At 65.1% G+C, this 17,362-nt stretch carries 19 protein-coding genes and 2 tRNA genes; 15 read left to right on the forward strand and 6 right to left on the reverse strand.

Annotated features, from left to right (window positions below):
- Position 1: 1 nt before the first annotated feature.
- The 3 genes from paoC (at position 2) to ACQR0Z_RS25250 (ending at position 3,402) form a co-directional block, all read left to right on the forward strand.
- Positions 2–2,221: an aldehyde oxidoreductase molybdenum-binding subunit PaoC gene (paoC, locus tag ACQR0Z_RS25240; protein WP_434920424.1), complete on the forward strand. Its 2,220-nt coding sequence runs from the start codon at positions 2–4 to the stop codon at positions 2,219–2,221.
- Between the two features lie 350 nt (positions 2,222–2,571).
- The gene (locus ACQR0Z_RS25245; RefSeq protein WP_434920425.1) at positions 2,572–2,760 is read left to right on the forward strand and encodes a hypothetical protein; all 189 of its coding nucleotides are present in this window, start codon (positions 2,572–2,574) and stop codon (positions 2,758–2,760) included.
- A 105-nt stretch (positions 2,761–2,865) separates the two neighbouring features.
- Positions 2,866–3,402 (forward strand): HNH endonuclease, encoded by a 537-nt coding sequence (locus ACQR0Z_RS25250; protein ID WP_434920426.1) that lies wholly within the window; start codon positions 2,866–2,868, stop codon positions 3,400–3,402.
- 117 nt (positions 3,403–3,519) lie between these two features.
- Here ACQR0Z_RS25250 and ACQR0Z_RS25255 read toward each other — a convergent pair whose 3' ends face one another.
- Positions 3,520–3,900, reverse strand: coding sequence for a hypothetical protein (locus tag ACQR0Z_RS25255; RefSeq protein WP_434920427.1), 381 nt, complete (start codon positions 3,898–3,900; stop codon positions 3,520–3,522).
- Between ACQR0Z_RS25255 and ACQR0Z_RS25260 the strand changes: the two genes are divergently transcribed.
- From ACQR0Z_RS25260 to lepB, 9 genes are all read left to right on the forward strand, one after another.
- Positions 3,886–3,956: transfer RNA gene (locus ACQR0Z_RS25260), tRNA-OTHER, on the forward strand. The genes ACQR0Z_RS25255 and ACQR0Z_RS25260 overlap by 15 nt on opposite strands.
- A gap of 2 nt (positions 3,957–3,958) precedes the next feature.
- Positions 3,959–4,025: transfer RNA gene (locus ACQR0Z_RS25265), tRNA-Arg, on the forward strand.
- A gap of 370 nt (positions 4,026–4,395) precedes the next feature.
- Positions 4,396–5,547, forward strand: coding sequence for a slipin family protein (locus tag ACQR0Z_RS25270; RefSeq protein ID WP_434920428.1), 1,152 nt, complete (start codon positions 4,396–4,398; stop codon positions 5,545–5,547).
- A 231-nt stretch (positions 5,548–5,778) separates the two neighbouring features.
- Positions 5,779–6,066, forward strand: coding sequence for a GIY-YIG nuclease family protein (locus tag ACQR0Z_RS25275; protein WP_434920541.1), 288 nt, complete (start codon positions 5,779–5,781; stop codon positions 6,064–6,066).
- A 286-nt stretch (positions 6,067–6,352) separates the two neighbouring features.
- On the forward strand, positions 6,353–6,484 hold the full coding sequence (locus tag ACQR0Z_RS25280) for a hypothetical protein (protein WP_434920429.1): 132 nt from the start codon (positions 6,353–6,355) through the stop codon (positions 6,482–6,484).
- 201 nt (positions 6,485–6,685) lie between these two features.
- Positions 6,686–8,026 (forward strand): RtcB family protein, encoded by a 1,341-nt coding sequence (locus tag ACQR0Z_RS25285; protein WP_434920430.1) that lies wholly within the window; start codon positions 6,686–6,688, stop codon positions 8,024–8,026.
- Between the two features lie 152 nt (positions 8,027–8,178).
- Positions 8,179–8,760, forward strand: coding sequence for a 2OG-Fe(II) oxygenase (locus tag ACQR0Z_RS25290; RefSeq protein WP_434920431.1), 582 nt, complete (start codon positions 8,179–8,181; stop codon positions 8,758–8,760).
- Positions 8,761–9,006: 246 nt separating this feature from the next.
- The gene (locus ACQR0Z_RS25295) at positions 9,007–10,350 is read left to right on the forward strand and encodes an RtcB family protein (RefSeq protein WP_434920432.1); all 1,344 of its coding nucleotides are present in this window, start codon (positions 9,007–9,009) and stop codon (positions 10,348–10,350) included.
- A gap of 72 nt (positions 10,351–10,422) precedes the next feature.
- Positions 10,423–11,205, forward strand: a complete 783-nt coding sequence (gene lepB / locus ACQR0Z_RS25300; RefSeq protein WP_434920433.1) for a signal peptidase I — start codon at positions 10,423–10,425, stop codon at positions 11,203–11,205.
- Here lepB and ACQR0Z_RS25305 read toward each other — a convergent pair.
- Entirely contained in the window at positions 11,202–11,798 is a 597-nt protein-coding gene (locus ACQR0Z_RS25305) for a cysteine hydrolase family protein (protein WP_434920434.1), read from the reverse strand. The two genes, lepB and ACQR0Z_RS25305, sit on opposite strands and share 4 nt — an antisense overlap.
- 125 nt (positions 11,799–11,923) lie before the next feature.
- On the opposite strand from ACQR0Z_RS25305, the gene ACQR0Z_RS25310 reads away from it, so the two are divergent.
- Complete coding sequence (locus tag ACQR0Z_RS25310) at positions 11,924–12,766, forward strand: LysR family transcriptional regulator (protein ID WP_434920435.1); 843 nt, start codon at positions 11,924–11,926, stop codon at positions 12,764–12,766.
- A gap of 145 nt (positions 12,767–12,911) precedes the next feature.
- Here ACQR0Z_RS25310 and ACQR0Z_RS25315 read toward each other — a convergent pair whose 3' ends face one another.
- The 4 genes from ACQR0Z_RS25315 to groES form a co-directional block, all read right to left on the reverse strand.
- Positions 12,912–13,196 (reverse strand): HigA family addiction module antitoxin, encoded by a 285-nt coding sequence (locus ACQR0Z_RS25315; RefSeq protein ID WP_434920436.1) that lies wholly within the window; start codon positions 13,194–13,196, stop codon positions 12,912–12,914.
- Between the two features lie 11 nt (positions 13,197–13,207).
- Positions 13,208–13,489 (reverse strand): type II toxin-antitoxin system RelE/ParE family toxin, encoded by a 282-nt coding sequence (locus ACQR0Z_RS25320; protein WP_434920437.1) that lies wholly within the window; start codon positions 13,487–13,489, stop codon positions 13,208–13,210.
- Positions 13,490–13,593: 104 nt separating this feature from the next.
- Positions 13,594–15,234, reverse strand: coding sequence for a chaperonin GroEL (groL, locus tag ACQR0Z_RS25325; protein ID WP_006612114.1), 1,641 nt, complete (start codon positions 15,232–15,234; stop codon positions 13,594–13,596).
- A gap of 91 nt (positions 15,235–15,325) precedes the next feature.
- Positions 15,326–15,640, reverse strand: coding sequence for a co-chaperone GroES (gene groES, locus ACQR0Z_RS25330; RefSeq protein ID WP_006612113.1), 315 nt, complete (start codon positions 15,638–15,640; stop codon positions 15,326–15,328).
- A 381-nt stretch (positions 15,641–16,021) separates the two neighbouring features.
- Between groES and ACQR0Z_RS25335 the strand changes: the two genes are divergently transcribed.
- Both ACQR0Z_RS25335 and ACQR0Z_RS25340 read left to right on the forward strand, forming a co-directional pair.
- Positions 16,022–16,306 (forward strand): usg protein, encoded by a 285-nt coding sequence (locus tag ACQR0Z_RS25335; protein WP_434920438.1) that lies wholly within the window; start codon positions 16,022–16,024, stop codon positions 16,304–16,306.
- 417 nt (positions 16,307–16,723) lie between these two features.
- The gene (locus ACQR0Z_RS25340; RefSeq protein ID WP_434920439.1) at positions 16,724–17,329 is read left to right on the forward strand and encodes a cupin domain-containing protein; all 606 of its coding nucleotides are present in this window, start codon (positions 16,724–16,726) and stop codon (positions 17,327–17,329) included.
- The last annotated feature ends 33 nt before the right edge of the window (positions 17,330–17,362 follow it).

A 17,362-nucleotide genomic window follows, 5' to 3' on the forward strand; every position in this document is an offset into this window, starting at 1 on the left:
CATGAAGTTCGACACTCCCGCCACCACCAATCCGATCGATCAGCAGAAGCTCGTGGGCCGGCCGACCGATCGCGTCGATGGCCGCTTCAAGGTCACCGGCACTGCACCCTACGCCTATGAGCGCCACGACGTCGCGCCGAACCAGGCCTATGGCTACGTGCTCGGTGCCGGCATCGCCAAGGGCCGGATCCGATCGATGGATCTGGGCAAGGCCAAGGCGGCGCCCGGCGTGATCGCGATCGTCAGCACGCTCGACATGAACAGGCTCGAGCTCGGCCGCATGAACACCGCATCGCTGTTCGGCGGGCCGGAGGTTCAGCACTATCACCAGGCCATTGCGCTGGTCGTGGCGGAGACGTTCGAGCAGGCGCGGGCTGCGGCTTCGCTGATCGACGTCGACTATCAGAAGCAGGAGGGCCGGTTCGATCTCGGCGCTCTGGCCGGCAGCGCGCCGCCGGTGGCCGGCGACAGCGGTGAGGGCAGCGGCGCCAAGCCGGTCAACGGCATCGGTGATTTCGACGGCGCGTTCGCGGCCGCCCCGGTCAAGCTCGATGCGATCTACACGACGCCCGACGAGAGCCACGCGATGATGGAGCCGCACGCCAGCATCGCGGCGTGGGATGGCGACAAGGTGACGATCTGGACCTCGAACCAGATGATCGCCTGGGGTAAGGGCAGCATCGCCAAGATTCTCGGCATCCGCCCTGAGAACGTGCGTCTCGACTCGCCCTTCATCGGCGGCGGCTTCGGCGGCAAGCTGTTCATTCGCGCCGACGCCGTACTGGCGGCACTGGGCAGCCGGGCTGCCAAGCGCCCGGTGAAGGTCGCGCTGCAGCGGCCGCTCGTCATCAACAACACGACGCACCGTCCGGCAACGATCCAGCGCATCCGCATCGGCGCGTCGCAAGACGGCAAGATCACCGCGATCGCGCATGAGAGCACGTCCGGCAATCTGCCCGGCGGCCGGCCCGAGACGGCGGTCGATCAGACCAAGTTGCTCTACGCGGGCGCCAACCGGCTGACCGCCATGAAGCTCGCCGAGCTCGATCTGCCCGAAGGCAACGCCATGCGCGCGCCCGGCGAGGCGCCGGGCATGATGGCGCTGGAGATCGCGATGGACGAGATGGCCGAGAAGCTCGGCCTCGACCCGGTCGACTTCCGCATCCGCAATGACACGCAAGTCGATCCGGAGAATGCCGAGCGGCCGTTCTCACAGCGCAATCTGATCGGTTGCCTGCAGCTTGGCGCGGAGCGCTTCGGCTGGAGCAAGCGCGTTGCGCGGCCTGCACAGGTCCGCGACGGCCGCTGGCTGGTCGGCATGGGCATGGCAGCCGGCTTCCGCAACAATCTGCTGCAGAAATCCGCGGCGCGCGTCAAACTCGGCCGCGACGGCATCGTCACGGTCGAGACCGACATGACCGATATCGGCACCGGCAGCTACACGATCATCGCGCAGACTGCGGCCGAGATGATGGGCGTGCCACTCGACCGCGTCGTGGTGAAGCTCGGCGATTCCGACTTTCCAGTATCCGCCGGCTCGGGTGGACAATGGGGCGGCAACAATTCGACGGCGGGCGTCTATGCGGCCTGCGTGAAGCTGCGCGAGGCCGCCGCGGCGCGGCTCGGCTTCAACTCATCGGAGATCGTGTTCGCCGACGGCGAGGTCCGCGCCGGCAATCGCAGCGCGCCGCTGACGCAGGCGGCGGCCGATGGCGAGCTCGTGGCCGAGGATGCGATCGAATATGGCGATCTCGCCAAGACGCATCAGCAATCGACCTTCGCGGCACACTTCGTCGAGGTGGGCGTCGATGCCGCGACCGCCGAAGTGCGGGTGCGGCGCATGCTGGCGGTCTGTGCGGCGGGGCGCATCCTCAACCCGAAGTCGGCGCGCAGCCAGGTGATCGGCGCGATGACCATGGGCGTCGGCGCCGCGCTGATGGAGGAGCTCGCGGTCGATCGCCGCTACGGCTTCTTCGTCAATCATGATCTCGCCAGCTACGAAGTCCCGGTCCATGCCGACATTCCGCATCAGGACGTCATCTTCCTGGACGAGACCGATCCGATGTCGTCGCCGATGAAAGCCAAGGGCGTGGCCGAGCTCGGCATCTGTGGCGTCGGCGCAGCCGTGGCCAATGCCGTCTACAACGCCACCGGCATTCGGGTGCGAAAATATCCGGTGACGCTGGACAAGCTCATCGGTGGCTTGCCGGAGGTTGCGTAAGCCGGCCATGTTGCTCCGCCTTGCTCCGACGCGGAGCGGGGCGAAGGCCGCTGCTCTTGACGATCCCGGCAAAATCTGCGCATAGGACTGCCCCATCGCAACTGGGCCGTCGATCATCGCCGGCCTGCTGCTCTCGAGGATCACGACCGTGTCGAGCCTAGGCTCACATTTTGCGAACGCTACCACCAGCGAACGACCCTTCAATCGGTCGGGCGGCTGGTCGGGTCTGCGCGTCGCCTGTCAGGGTCCGCGCTATCTGGTGATGGCCCCGAAATGGTCGGGCCTGCGGATTTCAGCAAGAGCATAACAGCGGCGGGCACTCCCCCTCCGCACATTGAGCGGAGGGTCTGATGACCCGGACAATCAGCGAAGAGACCGATATCTGCGATATTTCACGCGTGCTGGCTTCGCCGGTGGCGACGGCCTTCGTGCGCATCGTGATGGCGTGCCGCGGCGTCACCGAGGCGCGCGCCCGGCAGCTCTACCTCGACTACATCAACCGCGCCCAGCCCGACGGCGCGCCGGCGGCGCGTGACTGATTGCCCCCAGCGCCGAGGCGCGGACACGCGTCTAGCCTGGCTGATCGGCGTGTCATGGGCGCGCCAATGAATCTCGATACGGTCGCCACGGAAAGGAGGTCGACGATGTCTGCAACTCATCCCGCACTCGTTCTCAACGCCGACTTCCAGCCGCTGAGCTACTTTCCGCTGTCGGTGTTCAGCTGGGAAGATGCGATCAAGGCCGTGGTCAGCGAGTCCCACGTCGTCGTCGCCGAGTACGACCGGGTCGTTCGCAGCCCGAGCGTCACCATGCGGCTGCCGTCGGTGATCGCGCTGCGCGACTATGTGAGGCCGGCGATGCGCGTGCCGTTCACGCGCTTCAACGTCTTCCTGCGCGACCGCTTCGAATGTCAGTATTGCGGTGGCCGTTATCTCCACGGCGAGCTGACGTTCGATCACGTCGTGCCGCGCGCCGATGGCGGCGAGACGTCGTGGACCAACATCGTCGCGGCCTGCAGTCCGTGCAATGCGCGCAAGGATCGGCGTTACCTCAAACCGAGGCGGCCGCCGTTCGAGCCGACACGGCACGAGCTGATGGCTGCCCAGCGCCTGTTCCCGCCGAGATTCCTGCATGTGACTTGGCAGGATTATCTGTATTGGGACGTGGAGCTGGAGCGGTGATGATAGGCGAGTAGCCCGGATGAGTCTGTGTCGATGCCCGAAGAGCGTCGGCGCAGGCGACATCCGGGTTCTCGTCCGCTGCGCGTGTGACCCCGGATGTCGCTTCGCTCATCCGAGCTACGAAGCGGTTCGCATATATGCGGCCGTCATTCCGGGGCGCGCATAGCGCGAGCCCGGAATCCATAGCCACATCTGGTCATGTGGCGCGAGATGCGAGTGACGAAAGTCTTCGACCAGCTCCCGCTCGTGGTTATGGATTCCGGGCTCGCGCTGCGCGCGCCACGGAATGACGATGTGGGTGTAGTTGCGTCCATCATGATCAGTCGTGCTTGTATTTTTGTCGTAGCGATAAACTAACACTTGCGTCGATTTATCAGTTGATATACGTAAGCGACCCTTCGCTTCGGACATGGGTTCGGGCTCGCTGAGATCCCGACTGGTGCGCGCCGGTTTCCGGTGGCGTATTCCGCTGAAGAGAAGATGTGCTTCGAAGCTCATGGTGAGCATCGGGTGTGAGCCCGACGGCATCGGTTCGATTCCGATCGACGCAACCAAGGATAGCTCAGTAGGTAGAGCAGATGACTCCGAATCATCCTGTCGCGGGTTCGACTCCCGCTCCAGCGCTACGGTTTAGCCTGAACAGCTAATCACCTCTGACGAGGACCGGACGCGCGCTTCAGTCGCGGTCCGGCCGTTTTGCTCGAAAGAGCAGTTCGACCTGATCAGGACACTGCAGAGCCGGCTCTGTGCCGCGGTGGATACCGCGTCGCGTATGGCCGGGACAGCCGGCACATCGCCACGTCTGCTTCGGCGGCTGTGAGGTGTGCAGGCGCCCGGTCGCACCCGACGCTCAAGCCGCAGCCCGCTCGGTTCAGGCAGGAAGCGCCGTCCGGTCCTCACGTCCTTTGAATTTCAAACTGCTGCGGGCGTGGGCCGGCAGCCAACAGAGCAGGGCCCGGCATCCGGCCGGACCTTGCATGACAGGAGAGTGCCATGAGCTGGCATGTGATGATGAAGACGCAGACGGTGGCGGATGGCGAGCGGGCGCTGGTCTGGCGCGACGGCCAGCTCGTGCGCGTGCTCGGTCCCGGCCGTCATGCGCTGCTCGATCCGCTGCACCGGCAGACCGTGCAGGTGTTCGACGTGGTCAAGGCCGAATACCCGGCTGATCGTTACGCGGTGCTGAAGGCGGCGCGGCCCGATCTTGCGGCCGAGCTGTTCGAGGCAGTGGAGACCGGCGCGAACGAGATCGCGATCGTGAGCCTCGACGGGCGGCCCGCGCACCTGCTGACGCCGTGGCAGACCCGTGTCTACTGGAAGGTGGCGACGCGGATCGAGGTCGAGCGGATCGACGTCACCAGCGACGTGCGCGTGAGCGCGCGCCACCTGGCGATGATCGAGCGCAACCGCCCCAGCATCGTGACCGAGGCCGTAGTCGAGAACCACGAGGCCGGTCTGCTCCATGTCGATGGCAAGCTGACGGAGCGGCTGGCGCCGGGACGGCATGCGTTCTGGGTGGTCGGCCGCAAGATCGAGGTCAAGCGTCTCGATCTCAGGCCGACCGCGCTCGAGATCACCGCGCAGGAGATGCTGACCAAGGACCGCATCGCGTTGCGGGTGACCTTGACGGCGTTCCGACGGATCGTTGATCCGGAGGCGGCGGTGGCGACGACGCCGGACGTGGATGCGTGGCTGTACCGGCTGGTGCAGTTCGCGATCCGGGAGGCGGTGGCGTCACGCACGCTCGACGAGGTGCTGGCGGCGAAGGCCTCGCTCGATGCCGAGCTGCGTGACTACGTGCGCGCGCGGCTCGATGGCTCGGGTGTTGAGGTGACGGAGCTCGGCGTGAAGGACGTGATCCTGCCCGGCGAGATCCGCGAGCTCGTCAACAAGGTGGTGGAAGCGGAGCGGCTGGCGAAGGCCAATCTGATCCGCCGCCAGGAGGAGACCGCGGCGACGCGCTCGCTCCTGAACACCGCCAGGTTGATGGAGGAGAACCCGCTGCTGCTGCGGCTCAAGGAGCTGGAGTCGCTGGAGCGCCTCGTCGAGAAGGTCGGCCGCATCGACCTGCACGCCGGTGAGGGTGCGGGCCTGGATGCGCTGCTGACAAGGCTGGTGCGGCTGAAGGCGCCGGATGCTGCGTGAGCGGCCGTGCAGCCTCGTCGTTGATAGGAAAGGCCGCCCACGGGCGGCCTTTTGCTTGTTAGGAGTTGTCTTAACGAGGAGTTGTAAACCCAACTCGGTTTTGGGAGTATGGATTCCGGGCTCTCGCTGCGCGAGCCCCGGAATGACGAGTGGATAGAAGTCGCGCTCTCTCCGCTCGTCATTCCGGGGCGCCCGAAGGGCGAGCCCGGAATCCATAACCACGGCTGTCCGATGGCGTATTGCGTCTATCTGCTTGCGAGCAAGAAGCACGGCACGCTGTATCTTGGCGTGACGAATGATCTTGTGCGGCGTGTCTACGAGCACCGTACCAAGGCCACGCCAAGCTTCACGTCCCGTTACGACGTTGGTAAGCTCGTCTGGTTCGAGGTCTATGATGATCCAACGACCGCCATCACCCGCGAGAAGGAGCTGAAGAAATGGCGGCGGGATTGGAAGATCAGGCTGATCGAGGAGCAGAACCCGAACTGGGATGATCTGTATCCGGGGATCTGTAGATGAGCAGCGGGGCTCAAATGCTCATCATGCGTATGGATTCCGGGCTCAGCCGCTGTGCGGCTGCCCCGGAATGACCGGAGGAGAGAGTACGTGGTCTCTCCGCCCGTCATTCCGGGGCTCGCGTAGCGAGAGCCCGGAATCCATAGCCACGATCCCTTAGTGATGAGCTCGATCGAAGCCACGTTGCCATGATTTCCAACGAGCTGCACCATCGTCACTTTACAAATCCAAAAACCACCTGTATCTCCACGCGCCAAGTTCAATGCGGATGATCCGCAGCGAGAGACCCATGTCGTATCCGACCCCACGCCACATCAAGGACAGCGCGCTGCCGCAATCGCGGCGCCGTGAGCTGGTCCTGCGCGTGCCGGCGGTCTCCGCAGCCAACGCACTACCCGTCAATATCAGACTGATAGCCTAACGCGGCAGCGGGATCGTCCCTCTGCCGACCCGGCCAGAGCGACGATCATCCCGAGACTGGGCTTCCTGCACGGAGTCCTCCCTCAACTCAGATCTACCTTTTGGCCTGCACCACCCGCTTGCGCGACGGTTCGCGCGAGCGTCGATCGCGGAGCGCGTTCGGGCGCTCCGTGTCCTGATGCGAGCAAGAGAGGAGGATCCGATGCGAGCCGATCCCTACAAAGACCGAGCGCGAGAGCTGGCTGTCGAGGCCGGGCTCGATCCGGATGCGCGGATCGAACGGCCGGGGCAGCGCTCGATGCCGTTGTGGTGCACGTTCCGTGACGCCGCGCGCAAGGAGCAGCTCGCGCGTGAGGCCGAGGCGCTGGCCGATACGGTGGCGAGCCGGCCGCAGGACGCGCAGTACCAGAACAGCCCGCTGAAGGTGTTCGGGACTCATGAGGACGCGACGATCGCGCAGATGCGCAACTGCATGGCGGTCGGCAACGCCGTGGCCGGCGTGATCTGCGCCGACGGCCATCTTGGCTATGCCCAGCCGGTCGGCGGCGTGATCGCCTATGAGAAGCAGATCAGCATCTCCGGCGTCGGCTTCGACATCGGCTGCGGCAACATGGCGGTGCGGCTCGACACGCCGTTCAGCGCGATCGAGGACAAGGTCGGCGCGATCATCAAGGACGTGTCGAAGGTGATCTCGTTCGGCGTTGGCCGCAAGAATGCCGAGCGCGTCGAGCATGAGCTGTTCGACGATGCCGATGCCTGGCGGGAGTCCGACATGGACGCCTACCGGCAGAAGGCGGTCGGGCAGCTCGGCACGGTCGGGTCGGGCAACCACTATGTCGATCTGATGCGCGACGAGGACGGCTTCGTCTGGATCGGCGTACACTTCGGCAGCCGTGGTCTCGGCCACACCTCGGCGACGCGCTACCTCAAGGCGGCCGGCGGCAAGGACGGCATGAACGTGCCGCCCGCCGTGGTCGACGAGGACTCGGAGGTCGGGCAGCGCTACATCGCCGCGATGCAGCTCGCCGGTCGCTATGCCTATGCGGGCCGCGAGTGGGTGGTGGAGCGCGTGCGCCAGATCATCGGCGGCGCGGTCACCGACAGCGTGCACAACCACCACAACTACGCCTGGCGTGAGACCCACGACGGGCGTGATCTGTGGGTGGTGCGCAAGGGCGCCACGCCGGCCTTTCCGGGTCAGCGCGGTTTCGTCGGCGGCTCGATGGGTGACGACGCCGTCATCATTGAGGGCGTGGAGTCGGAGGAGGCGAAAGCTTCGCTGTACTCGACGGTGCATGGGGCCGGGCGAATGTTCGGACGGCGTGAGGCCAAGCGGCGCTTCACGCGCGACGAGATGGACGCCTGGCTGCAGAGCCGCGGCGTCACCTTGATCGGCGCCGACCTCGACGAGAGCCCGATGGCCTATCGCCGTTTGCCCGAGGTGCTCGCCGAGCACGCCGGCTCGGTGAAGGTCGTGCATACGCTGCGGCCGTTCGCCGTCGTGATGGCCGGCGAAGGCGAGTTCGATCCCTTCAAGGATTGAGCGAACGTAGCCCGCATGAGCGCAAGCGACATGCGGGTTCACATTTGTAGCTCGCGAGACCCCGGATGTCGCATCCGCTCGCGCTCTGGTGGGCGCGGTCGGGTGCTCAACCGGGCACCGCGGCTGCGACTGATTTCAAAGAGGAGGTCATCATGACCGAGCTCACTTGGCACGCCGATAATATCGAGACGATCGCGAACTTCCTCTCTGCTGAGGAGTGCGATGACTATATCAGATGGGGTGAAGCCATCGGCTTCGGAGATGCGCCGATCTCGACATCGATGGGCATGATCATTGCGAAGGACGTTCGCAACAACGAGATAGCCATGATCGACGATGCGGAGCGTGCGCATAACCTCTATGCACGGCTTGCTCAGCATCTCGCTCCGTCATTCCAGCAACGCTGGCACCCGGTCGGGCTGAACGAGCGGCTGCGGCTGTATCGCTACGACGTCGGCCAGAAGTTCGACTGGCATCGCGACGGTCATTTCGCGCGCGACAATGGCGAGCGCAGCCTGTTCACCTTCCTGATCTATCTCAACGATGATTTCGAAGGTGGGGCGACGTCGTTCTGCGACGACACGGGCCTGATGCCGGAAGGGCCGCTGCGCATTACCCCGCAGCAGGGCATGGCGCTGCTGTTCCATCACCCGATCATGCATCGCGGCGATCCGGTGACGCGGGGACGCAAATACGTGTTGCGGACCGACGTGATGTACCGCCGGGCGAGGTGAGAGGGCAAACTCTCTCCTCGTCATTCCGGGGCAGCCGCGCAGCGGCTGAGCCCGGAATCCATAACCACGAGCTTTGGTTGGGCGAAGACAAGCGCCACGGCCATCTCGCGTCTCATAGCTCCCTGGGGCTATGGATTCCGGGCTCTCGCTGCGCGAGCCCCGGAATGACGAGTGGAGAGAGCATCCGCTGTGAACGCACGCGTCGCCAGCGGCGACAAACGACTCTGTTCAAACACGAGACACGCCATGATCGACGGAAACACTCTGATCGCCTGGGGCTTCAAGCCCGGCCGCTGGTTCAAGGACGCCCTGGCGACGGCGAACGCGATGCGCGCCAATGGAGCGGATGACGACGCGATCTTCGTCGCGCTGCAGGCGCTGCAGCCGGTGGAGGCGTTGATGCGCACCAATGGCGTGCCGTTTGCGATGCTGATCGAGGCCGAGAACGAGTTGGAGCGCGTCAATGTCGCGGCGGTGGCGCAGCACATGGATGCGTTGATGCGGGTGCCGACCATCGTGGCCGGCGCTGTCATGCCGGACGCCTGCCCGTCGGGCACGGCGCTCGGCACGATTCCCGTCGGCGGCGTGGTCGCCTGCGAGGATGCCATCCATCCCGGCTTCCATTCGTCTGACATCTGCTGCTCGGTCGCGGTCACCGTGTTCGCGCGCAAGGACGATCCCAAGCGTATCCTCGATGCCGTTCATGCCGTCACTCATTTCGGTCCCGGCGGCCGCGACCGGCTGCACCAGCCGCCGGACGAGGTGATGCAGGGTTTTGATGGCAATCCGTTTCTGAAGGGCCTGGAGCGCTTCGCGGTCGGCCATTTCGCCACGCAGGGCGACGGCAATCATTTCGCCTTCGTCGGTCATCTCAAATCGACCGGGCAGGCGGCGCTGGTGACGCATCACGGCTCGCGCGGCTTCGGCGCGCAGCTCTACAAGCGCGGCATGGCCGTGGCGAAGCGGCACGCCGCGATCCACGCGCCGAAGGTCCCGGAGCACTCAGCCTGGATCAAGGCGTCGAGCGACGACGGCCGCGCCTATTGGGACGCGCTGCAGGTCGCGCGACTGTGGACGCGCGCCAACCACCACGCGATCCACGATCTCGCGGCGGCCAGGCTCGGCAATGCCGTCGCCGACCGCTTCTGGAACGAGCACAATTTCGTCTTCCGCAAAAGCGATGGCCTGTATTACCACGGCAAGGGCGCAACGCCGAACTGGTCCGGCTTCTCGGCCGATGATGACGGCCGCACCATCGTGCCGCTCAACATGGCCGAGCCGGTGCTGATCATCAGGCATCGCGACAACAAGGAGGCGCTCGGCTTCGCGCCGCATGGCGCCGGCCGCAACCTCGGCCGCAAGGCGTTCTTGCGCGAGCATCGCCCCGAACTGCCCGAGGGAATCGATGCGCGGTTCTACTGCGGCAAGCCCGATCTGTCGGAGCTGCCGCAGGCCTACAAGAACGCTGCCTCGGTGCGGGCGCAGATCGCCCGCTTCGGGCTGGGCGAGGTCGTCGACGAGGTTGTGCCTTACGGCTCGATCATGGCCGGCGATTGGGAGGACGATGCGCCGTGGCGGAAGAAGCGTTGAGCATGGCGCGCAGGTGATTGCGCACCGCGCGGTGTTGGGTCATCCTGGCGATGCGATCGCAAGGGGGACATCGTGACGAGCTTGGATGCGGGTGAGATCAGGCCGAAGCGGGAGCCGTGGTGGGCGATCCTGGGTATCTTCCTCGCCGGCTTCGTGGCGCTGTGCCTGCTGCTGGCCTCGCCGATGCTGATCCGCAACTTCCTGTATCAGCCGTTCAATGCGCCGTCGGGCTCGATGAAGCCGACCATCCTGGTCGGCGACTACTTCTTCGTGTCGAAATATCCCTATGGCTACAGCCGTCTGACCTGGCCGTTTCCGTGGCCAACCGGCTTGTCGCCGTCCGATCGCATCTGGGGAGCGATGCCGGCGCGCGGCGACGTGGTCGCGTTCTTTCTGCCCAAGGACAATGCCACCGTCTACATCAAGCGCGTCGTCGGCCTGCCCGGCGACCGCATCCAGATGAAGGGCGGGGTGCTCCACATCAACGGCGCGGCCGTGCCACGCGAGCGGCTGGCGGATGCGATCGGAATGGAGGCCTGCGGCGACGACGAGGACGAGCGTGTCAAGCGCTGGCGCGAGACGCTGCCGGACGGACAAAGCTACGAGACGCTCGATTGCGTCGACAACGGCTATCTCGACAACACCAACGTCTACGTCGTTCCGCCGGGGCATCTTTTCATGCTCGGCGACAACCGCGACAACTCCAACGACAGCCGCGCGATGTCACAGATAGGGTACGTTCCCGTCGAGAACGTCATCGGCCGCGCTGCGATGATCTTCTTCTCCCTCGCGGCCGGGGACGAGGACCAGTCCGGCCGCCTTCGCCTCGGGCGCATCGGGAGCGTGATCCGCTAGACGAGCGCCGCGCCGTCGCGCGCGATGATTGCGAAGCGGTCGGCCAACTCAGCCAGCGCAACCTCATGGATCAAGGCGGCCTGCAAGGTGCCGCCCTTGCCGTCGGGCAGGTCGCGCGTCGCGCAGCTCTCGGCATCGATGGTGACGCGCCAGCCGAGATCGAGCGCGGCGCGCGCGGTCGACGACACGCACATATGCGTCATGAAGCCCGCCAGGACGAGGTTCTTGCGGCCGGCCGCCGTGAGCTGCGCCTGCAGATCGGTGCCGGCGAAGGCGTTCGGAAGCGTCTTTTCGATCACGGCTTCGCCGGCCAGCGGCCTCACGGCCTCGACGATGGCGCCGCGTGGTGCGGTCCGGTCGAACAGGCTGCCCTCCTTGCCGCGATGGGCGATGTGGATGATCACGCTGCCGGCGGCTCGCGCCCGCGTCAGCAGGCGAGCGGCCTGCGCGATCGCCGCCTCCGCGCCCGGCAACGCCAGCGGGCCGTCACGATATTCGTTCTGGATGTCGATCAGCACCAGGCTGGACCCGGCGAGCGCGGGAAGGCTGAGGTCGGCGCCGGAAAGCTCCAGCAAGGTCTTCGGATTGGGCATGGCGGTCAATGCTCCGTCGTGAGATCGCAGCAGACTAACCGGCCGATGGCCTGCGGCAACGCAGGAGTGCGCAGCCAATGGCTGCAGATTTGCAGGCAAGGCGCTCGCCGTGATACGGCCGAAGGATGAACTGGGACGACCTGCGGATCATCGCGGCGGTGCGCGACGCCGGCAGCTATGCCGGAGCCGGCAAGCGGCTGCGCATCGACGAGACCACCGTCGGCCGGCGGCTGGGACGTATCGAGGCAGCGCTCGGCGTGCGCCTGTTCGAGGCGGTCGACGGCGTGCGCCGGCCGACGGCGGCCTGTGAGACGGTGCTGGCGCATGTCGAGGCGATGGCGCAGCACGCCGCCGACATCTCCCGTATCGGGGCGGCGCAGGCCGGTGTGAGTGGCCGCTTCCGCATCGCCGCAACCCCTGCCGTCGCGGAAACCATCCTGGCCCCGCGCATCGCCGCGCTCCTGAACGCGCATCCCGGTTTGCGGCTACAGCTTCTCACCGCGAGCCAGAATGTCAGCTTCTCGCGCTGGCAGGCCGATTTCGCGATCCGGCTGCGCAAGCCGGAAAAGGGCGACTTCACCATTACTCGGCTCGGCAGTCTCGGGCTCTACCTGATCGAGCCGGCAGGTGCGGCGCCAAGCCTTGTCTGTGGCTATCCCGACGAGCTCGATGGAATTCCCGAGCAGCAGCTCCTGAAGCAGCGCAAGCTCATCGACGCTGCTCGCTGCATCACGGATGATGTAAGGGTGATGGCCGAGGTGCTGCGGAGCGGGCAGGCTGTTGCCGTGCTCCTCGAACATGCCTGTCGCGATCTCTTCGACGATGCGTCGCTGCGCGTGACGCAATTGCGAAGACGTCGGGACGTCTGGCTGCTGGTGCAGACGCATCTGAAGCGCGATCCCGCCGCTCGCGTCGTGATCGATTGGCTGCGCGATTGCTTTGCCGACCGCGGAGTTCAGGATCGGTAGGTAGGGAGACCCCGGATGTCGCTGCGCTCATCCGGGCTACACGCTGTGCCCGGCGCACGCTGAGCACAAGCGGGCGAATTCTGCTGTTTCGCGAGCTATCAGTAGTAAGCGCGGCTTATGATCGGTCGTGTGGTCGAGCGGCGCCTCACGCTGCGTCGCGCGGCACGATCTTCTTGTAGTTCTGGGTCTGCTCGGCCTTCGACAGATCGTATGCGGTCTGAAGGTTCATCCAGAAGCGGGGATCGGTGCTGAAATAACGACCGAGCCGAAGGGCGGTGTCGGCGGTGACGTCGCGGTTACCGCGCATGATCTCGCTGAGACGGTTGGGCGGAATGTCCAGGAGTTTTGCGAGCGCGCGCGCCGACAGTCCGAGAGGAATGAGGAATTCCTCGCGGAGGATTTCGCCGGGATGGGTGCGCAAGCGGGGCATCGTGGTCTCCGTCAGTGATAATCGACGATCTCGACCTGTTCCGGTCCGTCGGACGTCCAACGAAAGCAGACTCGCCATTGCTGGTTGATCCGGATCGAGTACTGGCCGCGTCGATCTCCTTTCAGTGCTTCCAGTCGATTGCCAGGCGGGGAACGAAGATCGTCCAACCTAACGGCAGCGTCCAACATGTCGAGCTTCCGCAGAGCAGCGGCTTCAAAGCTCCGCCACGTCGCAGGACAGAGATGCTCGCGGAACAATCGCTCGGTGGCCCTGTCAGCGAAGCTGCGGATCATGAGCCATGATCCGATACGTTCCGCGTAACAGTCAAGGGGAGAGATTCAAACAAAAAGGGCGCGGCTTGCGCCACGCCCTTCGTGTGTATTCGAGGAGACCGGACTTAGAAGTCCATGCCGCCCATGCCGCCGCCCGGAGGCATCGCGGGGCCGCCGGCGTTCTTCTTCGGCAGCTCGGCGACCATCGCCTCGGTGGTGATCAGCAGGCTCGCCACGGAGGCGGCGTTCTGGATCGCGGTGCGCACGACCTTGGTCGGGTCGATGATGCCCTTGGACACCATGTTCACGTAGTCGCCGGACTGCGAGTCGAAGCCGTAGGCATACTGCTCCTTCTCGAGGATCTTGCCGACGATGACCGAACCGTCCTCGCCCGCGTTGATGGCGATCTGGCGGGCCGGAGCGGAGAGAGCCTTGCGGACGATCTCGACGCCGGTCTTCTGGTCCTCGTTCTTGGTGCGGACACCCTTGAGCTGCTCGGAAGCACGGAGCAGGGCGACGCCGCCGCCCGGCAGGATGCCTTCCTCGACAGCCGCGCGGGTCGCATGCATCGCGTCATCCACGCGATCCTTGCGCTCCTTCACCTCGACCTCGGTCGCGCCGCCGACGCGGATCACCGCGACGCCGCCGGCGAGCTTGGCCAGACGCTCCTGCAGCTTCTCACGGTCGTAGTCCGAGGTGGTCTCCTCGATCTGCGCCTTGATCTGCGCCACGCGCGCCTCGATGTCGGCCTTCTTGCCGGCGCCGTTGACGATCGTGGTGTTCTCCTTGTCGATCATCACCTTCTTGGCGCGGCCGAGCATGGAGAGGTTGACGTTCTCGAGCTTGATGCCGAGGTCTTCCGAGATCGCCTGGCCGCCGGTCAGGATCGCGATGTCCTGCAGCATGGCCTTGCGGCGGTCGCCGAAGCCCGGCGCCTTGACGGCAGCGACCTTCAGGCCGCCACGCAGACGGTTCACGACCAGGGTGGCGAGAGCCTCGCCCTCGACGTCCTCGGCGACGATGACCAGCGGCTTGCCGGTCTGCACCACGGCCTCGAGCAGCGGCAGCAGCTCGTTCAGCGACGACAGCTTCTTCTCGTTGATGAGGATGTAGGCGTCGTCCATCTCAACGCGCATCTTGTCGGCGTTGGTGACGAAGTAGGGCGAGATGTAGCCGCGGTCGAACTGCATGCCCTCGACGACGTCGAGCTCGGTCTCGAGCGACTTGGCTTCCTCGACGGTGATGACACCCTCGTTGCCGACCTTCTTCATGGCGTCGGCGAGGAACTTGCCGATCTCGGAGTCGCCGTTGGCGGAGATGGTGCCGACCTGGGCGATCTCGTCGTTCGACGTGACCTTCTTGGAGTTCTTGACGAGATCGGCGACGACCGCCTCGACCGCGAGGTCGATGCCGCGCTTCAGATCCATCGGGTTCATGCCGGCGGCAACCGCCTTGGCGCCCTCGCGCACGATGGCCTGGGCCAGCACGGTCGCGGTGGTGGTGCCGTCGCCGGCCGCGTCAGCGGACTTCGAGGCGACTTCGCGCACCATCTGCGCGCCCATGTTCTCGAACTTGTCGTCGAGCTCGATCTCCTTGGCGACGGTGACGCCGTCCTTGGTGATGCGCGGCGCGCCGAACGACTTGTCGAGGACGACGTTGCGGCCCTTCGGACCAAGCGTGACCTTCACGGCATTGGCGAGAATGTCCACGCCGCGCAGCATGCGGTCGCGGGCTTCGACGCCGAACTTTACGTCTTTCGCTGACATATTGGGTTTCCCTGAGTTGAATTGTCTGTCTCACCCTCAGGCAGGGCGCCCGCAGGCGCGCTCCTCAGGGCGAGCGGTGTGCGAGCTTGGATCAGGCGGCCTTCTTCTTGGCGCCGGCGTCGGTGATGACGCCCATGATGTCGCTTTCCTTCATGATCAGCAGCTCCTGGCCGTCGATCTTGACCTCGGTGCCCGACCACTTGCCGAACAGCACGCGATCACCGACCTGGACGTCGAGCGGAACCAGCTTGCCGCTCTCGTCGCGGGCGCCGGGGCCCACCGCGATCACTTCGCCCTGCGAGGGCTTTTCCTTGGCCGAGTCGGGGATGATGATGCCGCCAGCGGTCTTCTCTTCGGCGTCGATGCGCTTGACCACGACGCGGTCGTGAAGCGGACGGAAAGCCATACAGTCCTCCTAAGCAATTGAAGCGATTGTCAGTTTCTGGAGATTTGGCAGTCGGTGCCGGCGAGTGCCAGCACGCGGGCTGGATTTAGGGGAGAGTGTCCAGCCGGGCAAGGCCTTGTAGCAGAAAAATTAGCAGTCAACTGCGCGCTCTGCCAAAGCGTTCCGATAGCGTTAACACGGGCGGAACGAAACACGAAACACCGTATTAGCACCTGGGCTAAGTGGCTGCTAATGCAGCATTTTTCAACATGCCGTTAAACATTTAAGCTTGAGATGGGCTGAGGACATGCGTCACATTTCTTTTGCAGTGAGCGCATCTTTGCCGGGTGGCTCCATCCCGGTTGGCCACGCGGACATGCGCTCCAGAAACGGAGGGTTGGCATGGTGTCGAAGGTTGAGGTTTCCGAGGACTTTCGGAAACAGGTGCTGGGTTATGGGCTGACGACCGCGCAGATCCTGTATCGGATGCCGGACCATCGCTCGCTGCTGCAGACCTATGTCTGGCAGAACTACGACCTGTTTCCGAAATTCCCGGCGTTGCAGGATTTCCTGGCGTTCTGGCAGGAGAAGATCGAGGGCCCGCTGCACTCGGTCACCGTGGCGCACTCCAAGCTGATCAAGCCGGCCGAGCTGCGCGCCGTGGATGGCGTGTTCCGGCTGCATTGAGCTGAGGTCACTGTCGCCCAGCCACCACCGGTGTCATTCCGGGGCGCGCGTCGCGCGAGCCCGGAATCCATAGGGCGGCAGAACGCGCGGAGGAATGGATTCCGGGCTCGTGCTGCGCACGCCCCGGAATGACGGCCTTTGTTGGAGAAGCTGCTGAGTCTCTCCAATCCGTATCCCCCTTGCGACGAGGTTCGCAGTTCCTAGCCCTGCATGAGCCGGGGTCGCCGCCCCATCACCGGGGTCATTCCGGAGCGCGCGTCAGCGCGAGCCCGGAATCCATCGGGCAGCAGAACGCGCGGAGGAATGGATTCCGGGCTCGTGCTGTGCACGCCTCGGAATGACGGCCTTTGTGGGAGAGGCTGCTGAGGTTCGACAACATGTGCTAGCCTTGCATCGAGGACTCGCAGGGAGAGCACCATGGCCAGCAAGAGCCGTACGACGAAATCAGCATCACGCGCCGCCGCCAAGGCTGCGGCGCTGAAGATCAGTAAGGGCAGCAAGGCGACGGTGAAGACGTCCGCCAAGCCCGGTGTGAAGACCATTGCGAAGACGCCTGCCAAGCCGGGCAGGGCCGATGCGCCGTCGGCGCGCAAGGCGCTCGTGAGCCAGGGCAGGTCGACGCCCGCGCCGCGGCGGCCGAAGCAGAAGGTCGCGATCTCCCACCACCGCGAGGAAGACTTCAAGGCCGACGGCCTGCGCGCCTATGCGCATTACCGGGACCTCGGCATCGCGGACGCGACGCATGGCCTCGCCCGCGCGCATGTCATCCGCATGCTGCCGCCGTGCAACCCGCAGGAGGTGTCGAAGCTGCACACCCATGCCGTCGACTTCCAGATGGTCTATGTGCTCAAGGGCTGGGTGAAGAGCTATCTCGAAGGCGTCGGCGAGACCTTGATGAAGGAAGGCAGTTGCTGGACCCAGCCGCCGAAGATCCGGCACATGATCCTCGACTACTCCGACGACGTCGAACTGCTCGAAGTGATCCTGCCGGCCGACTTCAAAACCGTCGAACTCTCGACGTAAAGCCGACAGAAACGGATGGAAACATTTGCGCGC

Origin of the sequence: Bradyrhizobium sp. HKCCYLS3077 (assembly GCF_051167555.1) — a bacterium.
GTDB lineage: Bacteria > Pseudomonadota > Alphaproteobacteria > Rhizobiales > Xanthobacteraceae > Bradyrhizobium.

What these genes read in the sequence shown, in the direction of transcription:
- paoC (WP_434920424.1), top strand. Translation starts at nt 2, where the DNA reads ATGAAGTTCGACACTCCCGCCACCACCAATCCGATCGATCAGCAGAAG.
- ACQR0Z_RS25245 (WP_434920425.1), top strand. Translation starts at nt 2,572, where the DNA reads ATGACCCGGACAATCAGCGAAGAGACCGATATCTGCGATATTTCACGC.
- ACQR0Z_RS25250 (WP_434920426.1), top strand. Translation starts at nt 2,866, where the DNA reads ATGTCTGCAACTCATCCCGCACTCGTTCTCAACGCCGACTTCCAGCCG.
- ACQR0Z_RS25255 (WP_434920427.1), bottom strand. Translation starts at nt 3,900, where the DNA reads ATGAGCTTCGAAGCACATCTTCTCTTCAGCGGAATACGCCACCGGAAA.
- ACQR0Z_RS25270 (WP_434920428.1), top strand. Translation starts at nt 4,396, where the DNA reads ATGAGCTGGCATGTGATGATGAAGACGCAGACGGTGGCGGATGGCGAG.
- ACQR0Z_RS25275 (WP_434920541.1), top strand. Translation starts at nt 5,779, where the DNA reads ATGGCGTATTGCGTCTATCTGCTTGCGAGCAAGAAGCACGGCACGCTG.
- ACQR0Z_RS25280 (WP_434920429.1), top strand. Translation starts at nt 6,353, where the DNA reads ATGTCGTATCCGACCCCACGCCACATCAAGGACAGCGCGCTGCCGCAA.
- ACQR0Z_RS25285 (WP_434920430.1), top strand. Translation starts at nt 6,686, where the DNA reads ATGCGAGCCGATCCCTACAAAGACCGAGCGCGAGAGCTGGCTGTCGAG.
- ACQR0Z_RS25290 (WP_434920431.1), top strand. Translation starts at nt 8,179, where the DNA reads ATGACCGAGCTCACTTGGCACGCCGATAATATCGAGACGATCGCGAAC.
- ACQR0Z_RS25295 (WP_434920432.1), top strand. Translation starts at nt 9,007, where the DNA reads ATGATCGACGGAAACACTCTGATCGCCTGGGGCTTCAAGCCCGGCCGC.
- ACQR0Z_RS25305 (WP_434920434.1), bottom strand. Translation starts at nt 11,798, where the DNA reads ATGCCCAATCCGAAGACCTTGCTGGAGCTTTCCGGCGCCGACCTCAGC.
- ACQR0Z_RS25310 (WP_434920435.1), top strand. Translation starts at nt 11,924, where the DNA reads ATGAACTGGGACGACCTGCGGATCATCGCGGCGGTGCGCGACGCCGGC.
- ACQR0Z_RS25315 (WP_434920436.1), bottom strand. Translation starts at nt 13,196, where the DNA reads ATGCCCCGCTTGCGCACCCATCCCGGCGAAATCCTCCGCGAGGAATTC.
- ACQR0Z_RS25320 (WP_434920437.1), bottom strand. Translation starts at nt 13,489, where the DNA reads ATGATCCGCAGCTTCGCTGACAGGGCCACCGAGCGATTGTTCCGCGAG.
- groL (WP_006612114.1), bottom strand. Translation starts at nt 15,234, where the DNA reads ATGTCAGCGAAAGACGTAAAGTTCGGCGTCGAAGCCCGCGACCGCATG.
- groES (WP_006612113.1), bottom strand. Translation starts at nt 15,640, where the DNA reads ATGGCTTTCCGTCCGCTTCACGACCGCGTCGTGGTCAAGCGCATCGAC.
- ACQR0Z_RS25335 (WP_434920438.1), top strand. Translation starts at nt 16,022, where the DNA reads ATGGTGTCGAAGGTTGAGGTTTCCGAGGACTTTCGGAAACAGGTGCTG.
- ACQR0Z_RS25340 (WP_434920439.1), top strand. Translation starts at nt 16,724, where the DNA reads ATGGCCAGCAAGAGCCGTACGACGAAATCAGCATCACGCGCCGCCGCC.